The sequence below is a fragment of the Mesorhizobium sp. M1342 genome, from assembly GCF_040317955.1.
Classification (GTDB): Bacteria; Pseudomonadota; Alphaproteobacteria; order Rhizobiales; family Rhizobiaceae; genus Mesorhizobium.
Genome location: NZ_JAMYLI010000007.1, coordinates 234797 through 252502 on the forward strand (window position 1 = coordinate 234797; position 17706 = coordinate 252502).

Sequence of the window (17706 nt, forward strand, 5' to 3'; positions counted from 1 at the left end):
TAATGTTCGAGCCTGTGGCAAAGTGGCGCCAGCGAGCGTCCAAAGGTGCGCCGCAGAAGGACGCTTGAAAAGCGCTTGGTGGCAATTTGAATACTGTCGCCCTTTCCATCGAAAGCTTCGGCGTGAGCCACAAAGGCTGTGTCCGTGAGCTCAATGAAGACAGCTATCTAGTCGAGCCACAAACTGGCCTCTGGGTGGTAGCCGACGGAATGGGTGGACATGACGCCGGAGAGGTCGCTTCCGCCAGTATCGTCGATCATCTGTCAACAATCGGCATCGCGAGCTCGGCACCCGATCTTCGGGCCCGCTTCGAGGACAGGCTGAGCCGGGCCAATGCCGAAATCCGCAGCATATCGGAATCGCGCGGCATCACCATCGGCTCCACGGTCGCCGCCCTGTTGGCGATGGACGGACGATTTGCCTGCCTGTGGGCGGGCGACAGCCGGGTTTATCTGATCCGCAACGCCGCGATCTCGCAGATTTCGAAAGACCACACCGAAGTGCAGGAACTCTTGGATCGAGGCATGATCAGCGCGGTCGAGGCGCTCACCTGGCCACGCCGCAATGTCATCACACATGCGATCGGGGTCAGTGACGACTTCGTCATCGATTTCCAGCAGGGCGAACTGATGCCGGGAGACATTTTCGTGCTGGCCACCGATGGGCTGACGGCACATGTCACCGACCCCGAGATCGAGGCCGCCGTCGTGTCGGCTACACCTCAGGCGGCCGGAGAAAACCTGCTGGAAACGGTTCTGGCGCGAGGCGGAACGGACAATGTCACCATTGTGCTGGTTAAGATTGGGAACGGGCGCAATGGACAATCGCTCCACCCTGATCTGTCCAGAGCGGAGGGCCGAGGCTGATGAGCGCCGATGACAAGACGCGAATATCGCCGCAAGTGGCCAACACCGCTGTCGGTACGCAGCTCAGCGGCATCTACGAACTTGACGAACGGATCGCATTCGGCGGCATGGGCGAGGTCTATCGCGGCCACAACATCCAGACCGGCGACCATGTCGCGATCAAGATCGTGCTGCCCGAATTTGCCCGTGACCAGACGATCTTGTCCTTGTTCCGCAAGGAGGCCTCGATCCTCAACCACCTGTCGCATGATGCGGTCGTGCGATACCACGTCTTCACCATCGATCCCGGGATCGGCCGTCCCTACCTTGCCATGGAATTCGTCGACGGCGAGTCGCTGTACGACATCATGCGACGTGGTCCGATGCCGACGGATGAGGTGCGCAAGCTCTGCCATCGCCTCGCATCCGGCCTGAGCGCCGTGCATCAAGCGGGAGCAATCCATCGCGACCTCTCGCCGGACAATATCATCCTGCCGGGGGGCCGGGTCGACCGCGCAAAGATCATCGATTTCGGTATAGCGCGATCGGCGACCGTGGGCGGGGAGACACTGATCGGCGGGAAGTTCGCGGGAAAGTACAACTACGTTTCGCCCGAACAGCTCGGGCTGTACAGCGGCGACGTCAGTGAACAGTCCGACATTTACAGCCTTGGGCTGGTGCTGGCTGCCGCTCTGCGCGGGAAACCGATCGACATGAGCGGATCGCAGTTCGAGATCATCGAAAAGCGCCGGGCCGTGCCTGACCTCTCTGATATCGACGACGATTTTCGTGACATTGTCGAAGCCATGCTGCAACCGGATCCGCGAGACCGGCCGGTCAGCATGGCTGATATCGCCAGGATGACGCGTGGCGAAGACGAAGGAACAACGCCGCCGACGTCCATCACACCCCGCAACCGGCCAGCCGGGCAAACCCTTACTCCTGATCCCAAGGGCGGCCAGGCATCCAATGTCGCGGGACGCAACGCGCCGACGGCAACGGGCCCGGGCGAGCAGCGCTTCGTCCCGCATGTCCGGCCCGCGCATTTGTCCGAACCGCTGCCTTCGCCGGTCGCCGGCCCTCCGCGCGCGGTCACTGCGGATATGCCCAAGAAATCCACAAAGACCCCAACTATCGCGATCGCTGCCCTGGCGACACTAGCTGTCGCCTCAGGCGCGGGCCTGTATCTGAGCGGCTTCATGACGCCGGCAACGCCGATTGCCGGCAAGACATCGCTTTCCGCGCCCGAACCGTCAAAGCCTACACCGGAAACTTCGGCGCCGACCCTCACGGACAAAGTCGCGAACGCCCCTGAGCCGGCAAAGCCAGTTCCGCCCGTGCAGCCGGAGGCCAGCGTACCGCCGGCTGAAAACCAGCCAGATGCCTCGGCGGCTCAAAAGCCGCAGCCGGCCAAGCCCGCCGAACTCCCTTCGCAGACCGAGGAATCTGAGAAACCGCCGGCAATGGAAGCGCAACCGCAAACAGAGGCGGGCGTGCCGCCGGCTGGAAGCCAGGCAGATGCCAAGGCAGTGCAAACGCCGGAGCCGGCCAAGCCCACTGTCCCCGCGCAAACCGCGGGCCCCCCGGAGTCATCGGCAACGGACGCGCAGCAGCCATCCGAAAAGACACCGCCGGCCCAGCCAGAGTTTGTGGAGAGCCCAAAGCCCAAACCGGAGCCGCAGATCAGCCAGCCGGCAGAACCCAAGGTTGCCGGGCCGGCGCCCAAACCCACTGCAAGCCAGACGGATGCCGCGAACGCCGAGAGCCAAAAGACTGTGCCACCGGCGGCCAAGCAGCCGGACCAACCTGTCGTCGCGTTGAACGTACCCAAACCGGCCATTCCTCCGGCCGTGGACGACATCGCGCAACGAGTCTCCTGGGTTCGCGACTTCGGCGGCGGCGACTGTTTCTATGCGACCATGAATTCGCCAACCGACACCGCAGCCGCGATCGAAGGATTTGGAACAGCGGTCCAGCCATTCGAACGCATGCTGGGCGATTTCCAGGCGAAATTCCATGTGGAGCCCGACATCAGCGTCCGCCTCATTGAGCCGAGCCAGTGCGAAGTCACCAATTTTCTGCGCTTTCTGGGACAGACCGCGGCCGACAAGCCGCAGCTTGTTCTCGACCGGACGTCGGTGCCGAACGGTACGCCGATCAGCGGCACGCTGGTGACGCGTGGCGGGCTCATTTCCAGCGTGTTGCTGATCGATCACAAGGGCATGGTGTTTAATCTCGACGATCGCATCGTCGCACAGTCGGACAAAGCCACCTTCAGCATCCCGATTGGCCTCGGCGCCGCCGACAAGGCCGCTGGAAAGGCCGTGCCGCAGATCATAATGGTGATCACGGGACCCCAGGATATTGAGGCGGCCGCATTCTCGGCGCCGACGCCAGCCTCGGCGCTGCTACCCAAAATTCTCGAGGAAATCGAGACCAACGGATCTCAGTTCTCAGCCACTGCCAAGTATTTCCGGCTCGGCGGATAGCATGGGCGCCCGATGGAACGCTGCTCGTGTTTGCCCCACTCGTCTGCCGACCTGCCCATAAAGCAGTGTGAACCGGTTCGCGCCCTGCTCGCCTTGGCGGGCCACATGAAGCTTGCGGTCATCGCGGGCGCCGCGCTGCTGGCTGTGCTGTCATCCGGCGAAGCGCGAGCCGAATTCACGGTCTGCAATCAGACACTCGACGTCGTCAATCTCGCAGTCGGCCAGAAGGTCGACAATGCCGATCAGACAGACGGCTGGTGGACCATCGGCGCCAATCAGTGCGTGAATGTCATTCGCGAGGAACTGACCAACCGCTACATCTACATCTACGCAACGGACGTCTTCGGCCACGCGATCCTGACGGGATCGACCGAAATGTGCATCGAGCGAAGGCGTTTCTCGACCCGCGGCATCGACGAATGCTGGCAACGCGGCCATATCGCGGCGCAATTTCTCGAAGTCGATACGCTCGAACAGGCGCGGTGGACGTTCTTCCTGACCGGAAACAGCCCGTGACGCACACTATCGACACGAGCTTCAGGCAGAAGAAGCAGGCGCGCCTTGCGCTTCGCAGACGCAGGCTCTGGCGCCGGCTGCTTGCCGGTCTTGCCGCGATCATCATGCTGTCGATCGCCGTGGGCTTCTACCTCACCGCCGATTATTGGTCGTTCGGCGACGAAGACGAAGAGCTTCACGCGGTCGAAGGGGTGGACGACGTGCCGGCCGATGCATCGGTCTATGTGCCTGCCATTATCGACCTTGCCGGGGACCCGATGTGGATCACCCTTGCCCCCGACGCCGACGCCACGTCGAGGGGCCGTTCGATCGCGAAGCCGGCGGATCTCGATCAGGCCGGGATTTCTCCGCAGATCGAAATCCTGTCGGATGTGATGCTCAGCGCCAGCGAAAAATTCATGACGACGATACCGTCGACGCAGGAAGACTTCGCATTCTTCCAGGCGCAACGGCAGACCGCCCCGCCGCCGTCCAACGATCTGCAGGACGATCTTCAGCCGCCGGCGGGGGATCTGCAGAACGATCTTCAGCCCTCGCCTGCCCCCAACGAGGCTCCGGCTGCTTCGGGGCAGCAGATGGGCACCGACGATCCCGAAGCCGGCTGGGGTGAAACAATCGATGCAGGCGAAGCAGCCCTGCCCGCATTCCAGAAGACACAGATCGAAAACAACACGAGTGTCGCAACCGTCACGAATGAGTATCAGCGGTTCGAGGCGACCGAAGACACGTTCGTGAAAATCCTCAACGACCGCAGCCTGGACAGCGTTGCGCTCGATGCGCATTTCTCCGTCGAGGACGCCAGGCGGGCGGGCGAAGCGCTGAAGGCGCTTTTCAACCGGGAAGGCCTGGAACCGGGTTATGTCGTCGCCATGCGTGGTTTCAGGCCGACGCGCGAGACGACAACAATGTCGCTCATGCAGGTGTCGATCTACGCCAAGAGCGTCTTTGTCGGCACGCTGACGCGCAACGCCGCGGGTGCATTCGTATCGGGTGTCGATCCCTGGGTCCGCGAAGATCTGTTCAACTATTCGGGTGCACCGGAAGAAGGCACGCACAAGCGGCAATATCGCCTGCTCGACGCAATCTATTCGACGGCGGCGCGCAACAAAGTTCCGACCGGCGTGATCGGCGAAGCGATCATGTACCTATCGAGAGGACGGGACCTGGACGCCTTCGCCAGCGAGGACCAGCGCCTTGTCCTGATCTATTCACAAACGCCGCGCGGCAAGGGCGAGACCGACGGACGCGTGCTGTATGTCGGCGTGCAGGGTGCTGAAAAGAGCTTCGAATGCTTCGTCTTCCAGCAGAGCGACGGTCAGTTTGCATGCGTTACCGGCGACGATCAGATCCGCTCGCTGACGGTCATCAACGGCATGGTCACGCCGGTCAACGGGGTCATGACGTCCACCTTCGGTCCACGCAAGCACCCAATTCTGGGCGTGGTTCGCATCCACAAGGGCGTCGATTGGGCGGCTCCGGTGGGTACGCCGATCGCGGCCGCTTTCGACGGCGAGGTCACCTTCCAGGGCGACGGCGGCGGTTATGGCAACCTGGTGAAGATTGCGCATGCCAACGGACGCGAGACGCGCTACGCGCATATGCAGAAATTCGCGATAGCAAGCGGTGTCGGCACAAAGGTGAAGGCCGGCGACATCATTGGCTATATCGGCACCACCGGCCTGTCGACCGGGCCGCATCTGCATTTCGAACTCTATCAGAATGGCGGGGCGATCGACCCGCTGGGCACGGTGACCGCCGCGGTCGCAACGAGCGATCCTGCTGTCGAAACACTGACCGACCGTATCGTTCATGTCGAAAGTGGTGGCAGCGCCCGCGCCAAGAACCCGCTTTCTTCAGCAACCGGTGCCGGCCAATTCATATCGAAGACCTGGATCAGGATGATGAACACCTACCGTCCCGAACTGGCGCGCACACTTTCAAATGCGGATCTCCTTGCTCTGCGCTACGACTACACGATCTCGCGCGAGATGGTGCGCAATCTTGCGCGCGAGGGTGAAGCCTATCTTCGGGCGCGAGGCCACCAGATCACAGCCGGCCGGCTCTATCTCTGCCATTTCCTGGGCATGGAAGGCGCCCATCAGGTATTGTCGGCGTCGAGTTCGGCGCAATTGAGCGCCGTGCTCGGGTCGGCCGTCATTCAGGCCAACCCGTTCCTCACCGGCAAGACCGCCGGCTATGTCGTGGACTGGGCCGAAAGGAAAATGGGCCGAAAGCTCAGCCCCGCGGGGACCGGCGCAGGCCAACCGGTATCGACCACGACGGAAGTGCGCCAGACGTCGCCAGAGTTCGAAGAATACAAGCAAGCCATCACGGCCGTCATAAGCTCGCTTCAGAATACCCTTTGAACCTGCCCTCGCGGTTCATGAGTTCACCGTCAGACCATTGGTGTTCCGGCTGCAAAGTGTTACTATGGACAACTTTTTTCGGGTCCTTTGTGAACCAAGACCGTGGTCAGGATCACATACGCCCAAGAGCCATTTTGGCATAAGCGACATTGTCGCTGACGAAATTGAGCATGCGCAGACATCAACAGTGCGCCCTGCTGGGCGGAGGGCTGGTCCATGAAAGCGTTCATCGTATTTCTGAGCGGATTTCTCCTTTTTATCCTTGCCGCGTTCAGCGCTGAGGCAGCCGCGCCCGACGCCAAGCGCGTCGCACTGGTCATCGGCAACAGCAAGTATGTTCATGCTGTCGCTTTGCCCAACCCCGCCAACGACGCGCACCTCATCGCCTCCACGCTGCGCAATGCCGGCTTCGAGGTGATCGAGGGGATGGATCAGGACAATGCCGGCATGCACAGCCTCATCAGCCGGTTCACAGAGCAGTCTTACGATGCCGACCTCGCCGTCATCTTTTATGCCGGGCACGGCATGCAGGTCGACGGCAAGAATTTCCTGATACCGGTCGACGCCGAGTTGACGTCGCCGGCCTATCTCAAGACCCGCACCATTCAGGTCGAAGACTTCCTGGCGGCGCTGCCGCCTGATCCGGCGGTCGGCGTCATCATACTCGATGCCTGCCGCGACAATCCACTCGCCAGGACGTTGGCCGCCTCGCTGCCGAAGTCGCGTTCGTTGGGGTCCGGTCTGGCACCGATCGAAGCAAGATCGGACGGCGTAGGCACGGGCGGCATCCTGATCGCCTATGCAACGGATCCGGGCGCCATCGCTTTCGACGGCAACGGCGTCAACAGCCCTTACTCCACGGCGCTCGCCAGGCACCTGACCGAACCCGGCATTGAGATCCAGAGCGCGCTGACGCGCGTGCGCGGCGAAGTGACCGAGACGACGCAAGGTCGCCAGAGGCCTTGGCACAACGCGTCGCTGGGGCGCGAGGTCTTCATTGGAAAACCCGTTGTCGTGGCGGCGCCTGAAGCACAGCCTGCCAATGCCGGGGCGGCAACCGCCCCCACGCTGGTGGTTGGTGACCCGCCTTCCTGGGAAGTCGAGCAGCGGCTCTGGGATGAAGCCTCCAAGCGCAACTCGGTGCCGTTCTACGAGGCCTATCTCGAGCAGTTCCCAAACGGCCGCTTCGCCACGGTGGCGCGGCTGAACATCGACGAATTGAACGACCCGGAAGCCCAGAACCGGCAGGTCGCGGCACTCGATACGGACCAGGCGAACGCCAGTTCCGGCTCCGCAGTGCGCACCTCGGTCGGCGTCCCCGACGAGGTGAAGCAAACACCGGGCACCGAGTTGACGGAAAATGCCATTGGCCTCGACCGCCAGGGTCGCATCGACTTGCAATTGCGCATCGAAGCGTTGGGCAACGAGCTTGGCCGCGTCGACGGAAACATAGGCCCACAGACCCGCCAGGCGATCGGTATCTGGCAGGTGGAGAACGGCCTGCCGCAGACCAGCTATCTGACACGCGAGCAACTTGCATTCCTCGTGATCCAGACTGATCCGATGATGGAAACCGTGCGCGCCAGATATGCTGCCGATCAGGCCCGTGCGACGCAGCCGAAAAAACAGGTGGTAAAGAAGGTCCGCACGCAGAGACCGGTGGCACAGAAACCCCGCAAACAACAGCAGGTCGTTCAGAAGCGGCGCAACCGGGACACAGTGGTGCGGCAGGATGATGATCTTCCGCCGCCCCAGGATAACAACGACTTCCTCACCAAGGCGCTGATCTTCGGCACCGGTGTGGCTGTGGGCGGCGTGCTCAAGAACTGACCGCCGGCGTTCCTGGAACAGTGGCACGCGGTAGGTGCTATTGCGTCTTTATCCGCATTTCCACGCGGCGGTTAGCCGGATCGTACGGGTTGGGGCTGCGCGGATTCTTTTCGCCCATGCCGATCGGGTTGATGCGGGCGGCCTCGACACCATTGGCCGTCAGGAAGGCTGCCACCGATTGCGCTCGCCGTTGCGACAGGCCCTCGTTGTAGTGGACCGTGCCGGTGGCATCGGTGTAGCCTTCGACAACGAAGTTGAATGTGCTCAGCCGCCTGTCCTTCAGGGCCTTGGCGAACTCGTCGAGTTCACTGCGCGCTGTCGCGTCGAGTTCGGCCGAATCCAACCCGAAATTGATCAGCATATCGAGGCTGGATTTTTCGGCCGGCGCGTCTTTTGCCTTGGTCTTGCTGTTGCACTCTTCCTCGGTTCCTACACAAATTCCTCGCGACTTGCCGAGGTCGGCGGCGCCGGCAAAAAACTTCACGATGTCTTCTGATTTCTGAACAGGGTCGGCGGAAGCGTGAGTCGAGAAAAACACGACTGCCAACACCAAGGCTGAACTGCCCCACTGCATAGCGGTTACTCCTGTTTGAGCATCCGATTTCGATGGTGGTGATCATACCAAATTCCGGGGCAATTGTCTGTCGATAAACGCCAGGGGATGCGGCGGTGCCGGCAGTTGTTGCAGCGTCACCGGTTGAGACTTGACCCGCGCCGCGCCTGGGGCTTGAGTGGTTGGAGCTTCTCGATGAAGGCGTGGCGGTCATGGCCAATGAGCTCCGATTCAAAACGGCACAGGATCTCTTCATGGCTTGTCCCGCTATTGCCCGGGACATGAGAGCCCTTCCAACCGAACAGCAATCGATCGAGTTTTGCCGCGACCTGCTCGCCGGGCGCGTTCCCGAAGAGGCGATCACGTTCTGTGCCTACCTGCTTCCCGACCGGGCTGCGGTCTGGTGGGCGCATGAATGCCTGAGCCATCTGAGCGAGTTGCTCGATGGAACTGATCACGAGTTGCTCGCCTATGTTCGCGACTGGGTCGGTGAACCGGACAGCCATCGCCCCGCGGTGAGCCAGGCAGAGGCAACGCCGCCAACAACGCCGGGAGCCTGGATTGCCCGGGCGGCGGGATGGCGTGACAATGGTTCCTTTATTGTCGGATCTGTTGTCGGCGCAGAAGCACCATCGGCCTTGCAGCCGTTTCCTGCCGCCCATGCAATCAATGCGGGTGTTCTGGCCGGGCTGGCGCGTGTCGCACTGGTGGACCGCTTTGCCGTTCTTTCCGCGTTTGTCGAAATGGGCATCCAGATGGCCGAGATCGAGGCCCTGCGCCAATCGGCGGATGCTTACTTGCAGCCACCTTGAGCCCATTTGGCAAGCGCCACCTTGAAGCGCGTTCCAAGTGGATGTTGCAGGCGCAAAACAGAAGCATCGTTGGTGGCGAAATTTTTCGCCTGTTCGCATAGCCGTGCCTCGTCCCATTCATGGCAGCCGTCGCAATGTTTGTCCTCCCATACCGACTTGTCCAATCCCTCCACCGGGCTGAACAGGGGTTTGCCCTTGATCAGCTGGGCGATGCTCTTGCCATCGATTGCCGGATCACCGAAATCGATCGGATGGTCGAAAAAGATCGGATCGTCCGAAGCCAGCCTGGGGATCTTCTGACGCAGCACATCGAGCGCAAGCTGGTCGTCACTTTGGCCTGATGCGCCTGCAGCGCCGGTGTTGCTTGCGTCGGAGCCGCCTTCGGTTGGAGGTGCGCTCGCCTCGCCCACGATCAACGGCGCATTGAGATCGACCTTGTGCAGAACGACATCCGTTTTCAGCGAAACGTTGATCCAGGGACGCTGCTTGCCGGAGGTTGCCTTGAAGACGTCGCTGGTGACCCTGTTCATGGCGTCGGTGATGGAGACGTTGGATTCGCCGATACGCTTGAGGAGCGCCGAGGTGAAAGGCGAATGTTCGCCCGACCCGTCATAGGCAAGTTGATTGGGACTGGCGGCGAAAGCGACGAGCGTGCCGGTGCCACCATTCTCTACCGGGATCTCGGCAAGGCCGCTGCTGGCGCCGTTGACGCCCGCGGTCTTGGCCAGCACCTCGGCGAGGGGATTGTCGCGGCAAGCGTCGAGAAACACCAGACTGATGCTGGTCTCTCGCGACATCTGGCGCAAAACGAAATCAACCGACACGGCTTCGAAGTCGACGGAGGTTTCATCTTCCAGCGCAGCGTCGACTGGAAGCAGATAGTTCTTGCCCGAAACCTGCAGGCCGTGGCCGGCATAGAAAAACAGCGCGATGTCGGCACCGCGCACCTGTTTCGCGAACTGCACGATCGTCGCCTGTGTCTGCAGCTTGGTCAGGTCGAAGCCGGAAACGACCTCAAAATCGAGTTTCTTCAAGCGTTCGGCCATGGCCTGGGCGTCGCGCACCGGATTGGCGAGCGGCGCCGCGTGCTGGTACTGGGAATTGCCCAGAACCAGCGCGATGCGGCGCTCGGCACTGGCGGCTGTTACAGTCAAAAGCAAGGCAAGCGCGGCAAGCCCGGCGGCACGAAAGAGGCCACCGCAACAGGCGATCAGATCGGACCTCACCGGAACCTCAGTTCACGGGCTTGGTGGCGGAAAACTCGATCCGCCGATTGAGCGCCTTGTTCTTCGGCGTATCGTTGGCGGCAACCGGCCGCTCCTCGCCATAGCCGGCGGCGCTGACCTGATTGCGCGGAATACCCTCGGCAATCAAGGCGTCGGCAACCGCGTGGGCGCGCCGCTCCGACAACTGCTTGTTTGCGTCCGGCGATCCATCGGAATCGGTATAGCCGGAGATCTCGACCTTCAGGCTTGGGCATTTGCCAACGACACCTTCGACCTCCGTCAGCAATGGGCGGCTTTTCGCATCGAGCCGCGCGCTGGCCGGCCGGAAGTAGATGGCGCCGGTGCGTGAGAGCACGGCAAACCTGTTCAAGCATTCCTCATCGCTGAAGTTCGCCTTGGCGGCGTCGGTGGCAACGGGACCTACATCGGTCGAACTCGCCGCGGCGGTCTGGGTTGCAGCGGGCTTGCTGCCGTCGGCGGTGAAGACGAAATCGAACGACACCGACGCGGTGGGCACGATGTTGGTGACGTTGGCCGCCTGCTGGAGTTTGTCCACGTTCGGCAGCAAGCCGAAATCCTCCACGTGAACCGCGACGGGAGCTTCCGAAGCAACGGAGACCATGTCGTCACTGATCATGGTGACGACGATGCTGGCCTCGAGGTCCTTGTCGACGCCGTGCAGATTGAGACGGAAAGGCAGCGTCGACTTCACCCTGCGTTTTGTCGCGAGATCGGCGAATGCGGCGGGATCCACATTGGCCGTCAGCTCGGCCGTCGGGTATTTGAATGTCTCGAAAAACAGGAAGCGCATGCGGACATTGCGCAGGTCGACGCCGGTATCGACCGAATTGAGGTCGAAGGTGACCTTGGCATCACCCGCCGAGCTGAGCGTGCCGGTGATGTTCCTGATCTTGTTTGTCTCGACGATCGTGTTTTTCTTCACCGACTGGTAGGTGATCACCGAAGCCGTGGGATCAAGCGTCCAGTTCGGCGCTGCGTTGGCGGCTTGCGATGCGAGTAGCAGCAAGCCGGAAAGCGCGACGATCAGGCCAAGACCTCGTGTGGCGGGGCCTTTCAGCCTCGTCTTCCACCAGAATGCGACGACTTCGAACATGGAACGCCCCCTGACCAGGACCACCGTATCGACACGACACCTGGCGAGAGCATAGAGCACTTGCGGCTGGTTGGCGAGCAGTTGCAGCCGGTCTTCCGGTCAAGGTCCGGGGGCAGAGTTGGCGTGTCAAATGGTGGCAGGCGGCCTCGGCGAGCGGTGCCGCGAAACCCTGACCTGCTGTTAGCATTATCCCCAGCCGCCGCCTCCGCCACCAGTGCCACCGGTGCCGCCATTGCCGCCGCCCAAAGGTGGAACGACGACAGGTGCGGTTTCCTCAGTCGGTTCGACGAGTTTCTTGGCGATAGCCTTCTTCTGCCTGGTGATCTTTGGCGTGGTCGTCGTGCGAATGAGCTTCGGCCTGTGCTTTGTCGTCGTCACCGTCGGTTCGGCCTTGGGCGCGGGCGCAACGGACATGCAGCCCGCTACTGCCACCAGAGCGCCGGATAGAACTGTGGCGATCAATGCCTGCTTCACTGCCCTGCCCACGATTGCCTCCTCACTGATCAAAACAAGTCCCGACGCGGATTGGCTTGCTCCCAGACCGCTCTGGCCGCATTGACCAGTTGGTCGTCAAGCGAGCCCTTCGCCGGGATCTTCGACTTGAGTTCGCCACGCAATTGCTTGAGCGCGGCCGTTTTCGTCTTCACTTCGAATTTCGTCAGCGTCGTCTGGGCACCCGGCAATTCCTTGCGAAGATCAAGCGCGACCGCAAAGGCCAGATAGCGCACCGCTATCGTCTGGTCGGCATTGGCGCCCTTCTGCATTTCGAGCGCTGCGCGATCATATGCGCCGGACTGATCGCCGCGTGCCGTGGCCAACTCGAACAGTCTTTGCGCTTCGTCGAGGTTTTGCTCGACACCAACGCCATCCCGGTACATGCGCGCAAGGCTGGCCGGAGCGTAGGGCTGGCCTAGATCCATAGCCTTCTGGAATAGCCCCTGCGCCTGCTTGGGGTCCTTTTCGACACCCACGCCGGCCAGGTAGTTACGGCCGAGAAGGTTCATAGAATACATGTCCTGTCGCTGGACGCCGGCCTCCAGGAAGGCAACTGCACGGGCCGGGTCGGCGGTCACGCCGTTGCGGCCTTCCGTGAAGATCGCGGCGAGATCGTTCATGGCATAGGTGTGCCCCATCGCGGCCGCCTTGAGCAGCAGGTCCAGACCTTTGGCGGTATCAGGCTTGACGCCATAGCCATTGAACAAGGCGCGGCCCCACGACGTCATGCCGTAGGGATCGCCCTTGTCGGATGCCGCGGCGTAAAGCGCGTTGGCCTGCGTGCGGTCGATGACCAGACCGGTTCCCGTCGCATACATGTAGCCGAGTTCGAACACAGCACGCACATGTCCCTTCTTGGCGGCCTCCTCGATGGCTGTCTTCGCTTCCTCGACCTTGCCAGTTGCGAGCAGCGCGCGCCCCAGTTCGTAGCGGAAGCGTGGGACATCGGGATAAGCCTTCACAGCGGCTTCGCAAACCTCCACGGCGCCGGCGCCGATTTCGTTCGGCAGCAGGCCGGGAACGACGCCTTGCAGGTCCAGAGGCTCGCCGGCGGCGGAGTCGCACGGATCGACGGTTGGCGACAGTTTCATCGTGGCGGGCTTGGACGAACTGCTGTCCGCACGGATTTCGAAGCCGACCTCGACCGGCGCGGCTACGCCGATCTGAGGTTCGTAGCGCAGGCGGTCGACTTCAGCGGCCATCAGGCTGGACTGAGGTGACAGGGTTCTGTCGGGGAGCGAAAGGGTTCCTGTCGCGGGATATGCCGAAACTTTGAGACTGACCGCGGGATCGTCGGTCGGGAAATCCAGGTTAAGCGCAACCGGGCCCACGCCAACGGGAACATCAATGTCACGGTTTTCGATCGCCTCGGCGGCACCTGTGATATGAATGCCGCGCTCCACCACCTGTTGCTTTTGCTCGGCCGCGAGCGAGGCCATGACCTGTTCGCCATGGGCGCCTTCGCCGCTTTTGACCCGGAACACCAGGATGCCCTGGCTTTGACCGCCCCAATTGTCATGCGTGGCGTAGGCCAGCATATCCACCTCGTCCTGCGCGTCGACCCCCTTGGGCACATCCATCTGCAAACGCGGCAGGTCCTTGCCCTGGATCGGTTCGCCAACCTCGACAGGTTCGCCGTCCAGCATGAGGCGGCCGAGAGCAGGTGGTCTCTCGATGCTCACGGTGATCGTTCCGCCGTCGACATCGACCGGTTCCGGCAGGCCGAGATCGACTGGGCCCACTCCCGACAACACGATTTTCTCCAGCACCGGCGGCAGCGAGGGGCGGTTGCTGCGGCGCATCAGCACCACTTCGTCGATCAGCGACGAGTTCTCCCAGGGAACCTGCAGGCCTTTTGTTGCCTCCACCACATCCCGGCGCACCGCCGCCATGACCGTGCGGATCTCCTGGTTCGGGGCCAGCGCGCGACGGGAAAACGCCGCCGAAAACGGACTGAGGTCGCCGCTGCCGTCATAGGCCGCCGCCCCAGGCTCGGTGGCAAAGGCAATGAGCGTGTTCAGCGAGCTTCTGACCTGCGCGAGCCCGGCGTTGCCGGAGGTGATAAGCTGGTCTCTCAGCCAGTAATTCTTGCGCGGGAACGGATTGTTGCGGCAGGCATCGAGGACGATCACCTGGATCTTCGATTTCGAACGCATCTGTTCCAGGACATCGTTGAGCTTGATGGCCTGGACCTCGATGTCCGCCGCCTGCTTCAACGAGGCATCGACGGGAATCAGGAAGTTTTCGCCGCCGATCTGGAAACCGTGACCGGAATAGTAGACGACGGCGAGGTCGGCGCCATCGATCGCGGCAAGATAATTGCGGAACTGCTCTTCGAACTGCAGCTTGGTGAGATTGCTTGCAACGAAAACTTCGAACCCTGCCAGTCGAAACGTCTTGGAGACGTCCTCGGCATCCTTGACCGGGTTCTTCAGCGCCGGGAATTGCCGGTAGTCGGAATTGCCGATCACCAGGGCGACCCGTCGATCGGCCGACGCATCGAAGGTCGTAAGGGCCGCTACGAAGAAGACCGCGATGAATCCGCAAAGTCGGAGCATGGCCTGTTTCCACCGTCGCTACCTGATGACCACAAGCCCCCAAGGTTGCGGTATCAAGGCTGTTAAAGAGCTCACAATCAGCCGAGACAGGAACAGAAAACAAAAAACCGTCGCGACAGCAGGCACTTTCCCATCCGATCAGGATCTAAATTACCTCAGAGCCGAGCCATCCGCAATGAGTGTCAAACGGCGCCGGCATGGCTGTCTGGATCCGACGCACCCGCCAAGTCCCAATCCAACGACGGGTGCGCCTGATGCCATCCATCGGCTCCCACGGTGGACGGGAAGCGGTCCACCGAAGCCTTTCCGGTTCGATTTTCTTCGCCAAGAATCCTGCGGTTTCCGACAATGATCATCGCGTGTCGCAAAAAAGCTTTTTGGTATCAATCACTTCGCGTCGCTTCCGAGCGCACCCAGTTCCTATTTGTGATACACATTGTGAGACCTACTGTGATACAAATTATGTCCCAAAGGTAAACTTTTACAATAAATTCAATTACTTACTGGAAAACCGATGGTACCGTTGGCTGGGATCGAACCAGCGACCTCCGGATCCACAATCCGGCGCTCTAACCATCTGAGCTACAACGGCACGTTGCCCGAGCGGATCGAAACAGAAACTCATCCGCCCGCTCTGTCGTTCGGCGATGCGTCCTTACGGGCTTATGGATTCTAATTCAAGGCTTTTGGAAAGCAAAGGTCACTTCCCCACATCGACGCGGCATTTGCCTGGCAAGAAGACCAGGCGCCGGACAAAGAAAAAGGCCGGCGGGAGGAGGTGCCGGCCTTTTCCTGTTACGAGCCAGCGGGAGGAGGTGCTGGCTGGTCACCCCGGGGAGCAGAGGGAGGAGGTTCCACTCACCGGGTATTCCTTGATGGCTGCCATCATACACCTGATCGTTTTTAAGAAAATGCGACCTTTTGTTGCATCTTCCGATCATGCGCAAATGTTAGGCAACCTTGATTTCCTTCATCGCCTTCTCGAAGGCGGTCTTGATCGGCTTGGAGACGTCCTCGGCCGCCTTGGAGGCAACGGCCTGGAAGTCCTTGGCCTGCTCGACGGTCGATTCGACGCGCTTGCGCAGGAAGGCGGTCTGCAGCTCGACGACTTCCGACAGCGACTTGGCGCCGATCAGGGCCTCGAGGTGGGAAAAACCGGCCTCGGCATTGGCACGCAAAGCGGAGATGGTCTTGAGCGACAGGTCGTTGGAAACGGTCTTGGCGGTCTCGTAGGTCGACTCCAGAGCCTTCTGGGTCTCCTCGGCGCCGGTCTTCAGCTTGGCGTAGGCCTCTTTCGACTGCTCAACGCCCTTTTCGGCGAAAGCGCGGATCTGGTCGGTGGCCTTGGAAGCGTCGAAGCTCGGGAATTCAACGTTTTCGATCGTCTCGGCGGTCTTGGTCCTGGACATTTTCCATCCTTTTCAGCGGCAGCGGCTTTGACAGAAAGCCGTCTCGTTCATGTATGATGGCAATATAAAGGCAAATTTTGTGCATTGCAATATCTTTGTTGCAGTGCACCATAAATTTCTTTGGGCCGTTAACCAAGAGCCCAGATTCCAGCCTTTGCACGTTCTGGCTTGTGGACCTTCGCGCCTCCGGCTTTTATTAACAAAGCGTTAACTGCAAAATCGCCGCCCGTGAGGTCCGCCAAGCGCATGCCGTCCGAATATTCCTTCCTCGATGTCGCCGTGCTCGACGCGGTCCGCCAGCGCTTTGCGGCAGGCGACGCGATCGCGATCCTGTCGGCGGATCTGGAGCAGGTGATCTGGGCCAACGGGCCAGGAGCCGCGATGTTCGGTTATCCCGACATCGAGGCGATCATCGGCGCCTCGGCGCAGTTGCCCGTGATCGCCAGGCGCCAGATCATGGCGACCAGCGGATTTCCCGAGATTGGCAGTGACCGCGCCATCATGGTGCGGCTGGCGACCGGAATGACCAGCCGCGCCGTCGGCTTCCTGGCCAGTGCGGTGACCATGCCGGACGCCGAAAAGGCTATCATGCTGGCAGTGCCGGCGGCTCAGACGGGCTCGCGCAGTGCCGGCGAAATCGCCGCGCGCGCCATTAGCGGCTTCACCGAGGATGGTCATTTCATCGCCTTTGTCGATGCCCGGGGCAACGTCGAGGCGGCCTCGGAGGGATTTTCGGCGCTTGGCATCCTGCCGGAGACGCTGGCGGCACTGGTTGCCGACGTCGCAGCCGAGAGCGACCGCATCGTCAAGCGCCTTGTCCCCGGCGGCACGGCCTCCTATCCGGCTGGGCTGGCAAGATTAACCGAGGAGCGGCATCTGCTGGTGGTGATCGACGAGGACCAGCTCGACGACACCGCCCCCGCGGGCGAACATCCTACACAAACCATTGCCGAGGGGGCACCTGCTGGCGATGCGGCTTCCCAGCCGGAACAGGGTCGCCAGACACCGACCGACGAACCAGGCGCCGCGTTGCCGACCGAGGACGTCGCCGGATCGCGGCCGCATGCGATCGCCGACGCGACCGTACAGACGCCGACAGCGGCCAATAGCGATCAGCCGGCATTGGAGCGCACGCCGGCGCAGCACGACCATTGGTACTTCAACGCCGGCGAGGACGGAGGGCAACAGGCGCCGCGACCCGCCGCGCCCGGACCTGAAGCTCCGGCCGAACCGGCGGCCCTGGAAATCCAGTCCACTTCCGCGGCCACGCCGACGACCGTCTCGGCGATGGACCGCGCCGCGGCGCCGGTGCGTTTCGTCTGGCGCACCGATGCCGAAGGCAAGTTCAGCGCGCTGTCGCCGGAATTCGCCGACATCGTTGGCAAGCCGGGGGCCGACGTGATCGGCCCCCCCATAAGGGATTTAGCCGCTACAATAGGCCTAGACCCCACCCGCGCGATATACGGGCTCCACCAAACGCCCCATAACAGGTG

13 protein-coding genes and 1 tRNA gene are annotated in these 17706 nt (G+C 61.7%); 7 read left to right on the forward strand and 7 right to left on the reverse strand.

Annotation, left to right across the window (positions count from 1 at the left end):
• Window positions 1–86 precede the first annotated feature (86 nt).
• From NKH06_RS09800 to NKH06_RS09820, 5 genes are all read left to right on the forward strand, one after another.
• Window positions 87–866, forward strand: coding sequence for a PP2C family protein-serine/threonine phosphatase (locus NKH06_RS09800; protein ID WP_023809163.1), 780 nt, complete (start codon window positions 87–89; stop codon window positions 864–866).
• On the forward strand, window positions 866–3334 hold the full coding sequence (locus NKH06_RS09805; RefSeq protein WP_023809164.1) for a serine/threonine-protein kinase: 2469 nt from the start codon (window positions 866–868) through the stop codon (window positions 3332–3334). The genes NKH06_RS09800 and NKH06_RS09805 overlap by 1 nt, the downstream gene beginning before the upstream one ends.
• 105 nt (window positions 3335–3439) lie before the next feature.
• Window positions 3440–3850, forward strand: a complete 411-nt coding sequence (locus NKH06_RS09810) for a DUF1036 domain-containing protein (RefSeq protein ID WP_023809165.1) — start codon at window positions 3440–3442, stop codon at window positions 3848–3850.
• A complete protein-coding gene (locus tag NKH06_RS09815; protein WP_023809166.1) occupies window positions 3847–6216 on the forward strand; it encodes a M23 family metallopeptidase in 2370 nt (789 codons plus the stop codon). The genes NKH06_RS09810 and NKH06_RS09815 overlap by 4 nt, the downstream gene beginning before the upstream one ends.
• A 216-nt stretch (window positions 6217–6432) precedes the next feature.
• Window positions 6433–8046 carry a caspase family protein gene (locus tag NKH06_RS09820; RefSeq protein WP_352892870.1) on the forward strand — a complete coding sequence of 538 codons (1614 nt, stop codon included), beginning with the start codon at window positions 6433–6435 and terminating at the stop codon, window positions 8044–8046.
• Between the two features lie 37 nt (window positions 8047–8083).
• Here NKH06_RS09820 and NKH06_RS09825 read toward each other — a convergent pair whose 3' ends face one another.
• On the reverse strand, window positions 8084–8620 hold the full coding sequence (locus NKH06_RS09825; protein WP_352440784.1) for an OmpA family protein: 537 nt from the start codon (window positions 8618–8620) through the stop codon (window positions 8084–8086).
• Window positions 8621–8781: 161 nt separating this feature from the next.
• Between NKH06_RS09825 and NKH06_RS09830 the strand changes: the two genes are divergently transcribed.
• Complete coding sequence (locus NKH06_RS09830; RefSeq protein WP_245273063.1) at window positions 8782–9411, forward strand: DUF6931 family protein; 630 nt, start codon at window positions 8782–8784, stop codon at window positions 9409–9411.
• Here the strand turns inward: NKH06_RS09830 and NKH06_RS09835 are convergent.
• The 6 genes from NKH06_RS09835 to NKH06_RS09860 form a co-directional block, all read right to left on the reverse strand.
• Window positions 9393–10637 carry a caspase family protein gene (locus tag NKH06_RS09835; RefSeq protein WP_352440785.1) on the reverse strand — a complete coding sequence of 415 codons (1245 nt, stop codon included), beginning with the start codon at window positions 10635–10637 and terminating at the stop codon, window positions 9393–9395. The two genes, NKH06_RS09830 and NKH06_RS09835, sit on opposite strands and share 19 nt — an antisense overlap.
• Before the next feature lie 7 nt (window positions 10638–10644).
• Window positions 10645–11751 (reverse strand): OmpA family protein, encoded by a 1107-nt coding sequence (locus tag NKH06_RS09840; RefSeq protein ID WP_023809170.1) that lies wholly within the window; start codon window positions 11749–11751, stop codon window positions 10645–10647.
• Window positions 11752–11937: 186 nt separating this feature from the next.
• Complete coding sequence (locus NKH06_RS09845) at window positions 11938–12237, reverse strand: hypothetical protein (protein ID WP_245273064.1); 300 nt, start codon at window positions 12235–12237, stop codon at window positions 11938–11940.
• Window positions 12238–12254: 17 nt separating this feature from the next.
• The gene (locus NKH06_RS09850; protein WP_023809172.1) at window positions 12255–14804 is read right to left on the reverse strand and encodes a caspase family protein; all 2550 of its coding nucleotides are present in this window, start codon (window positions 14802–14804) and stop codon (window positions 12255–12257) included.
• Window positions 14805–15319: 515 nt separating this feature from the next.
• A tRNA-His gene (locus tag NKH06_RS09855) sits at window positions 15320–15396 on the reverse strand.
• 358 nt (window positions 15397–15754) lie between these two features.
• Entirely contained in the window at window positions 15755–16213 is a 459-nt protein-coding gene (locus NKH06_RS09860; RefSeq protein WP_013530255.1) for a phasin, read from the reverse strand.
• Window positions 16214–16459: 246 nt separating this feature from the next.
• Between NKH06_RS09860 and NKH06_RS09865 the strand changes: the two genes are divergently transcribed.
• Window positions 16460–17706: PAS domain-containing protein (locus NKH06_RS09865; RefSeq protein ID WP_352892883.1), on the forward strand; the 1247-nt coding region annotated here is incomplete at its 3' end.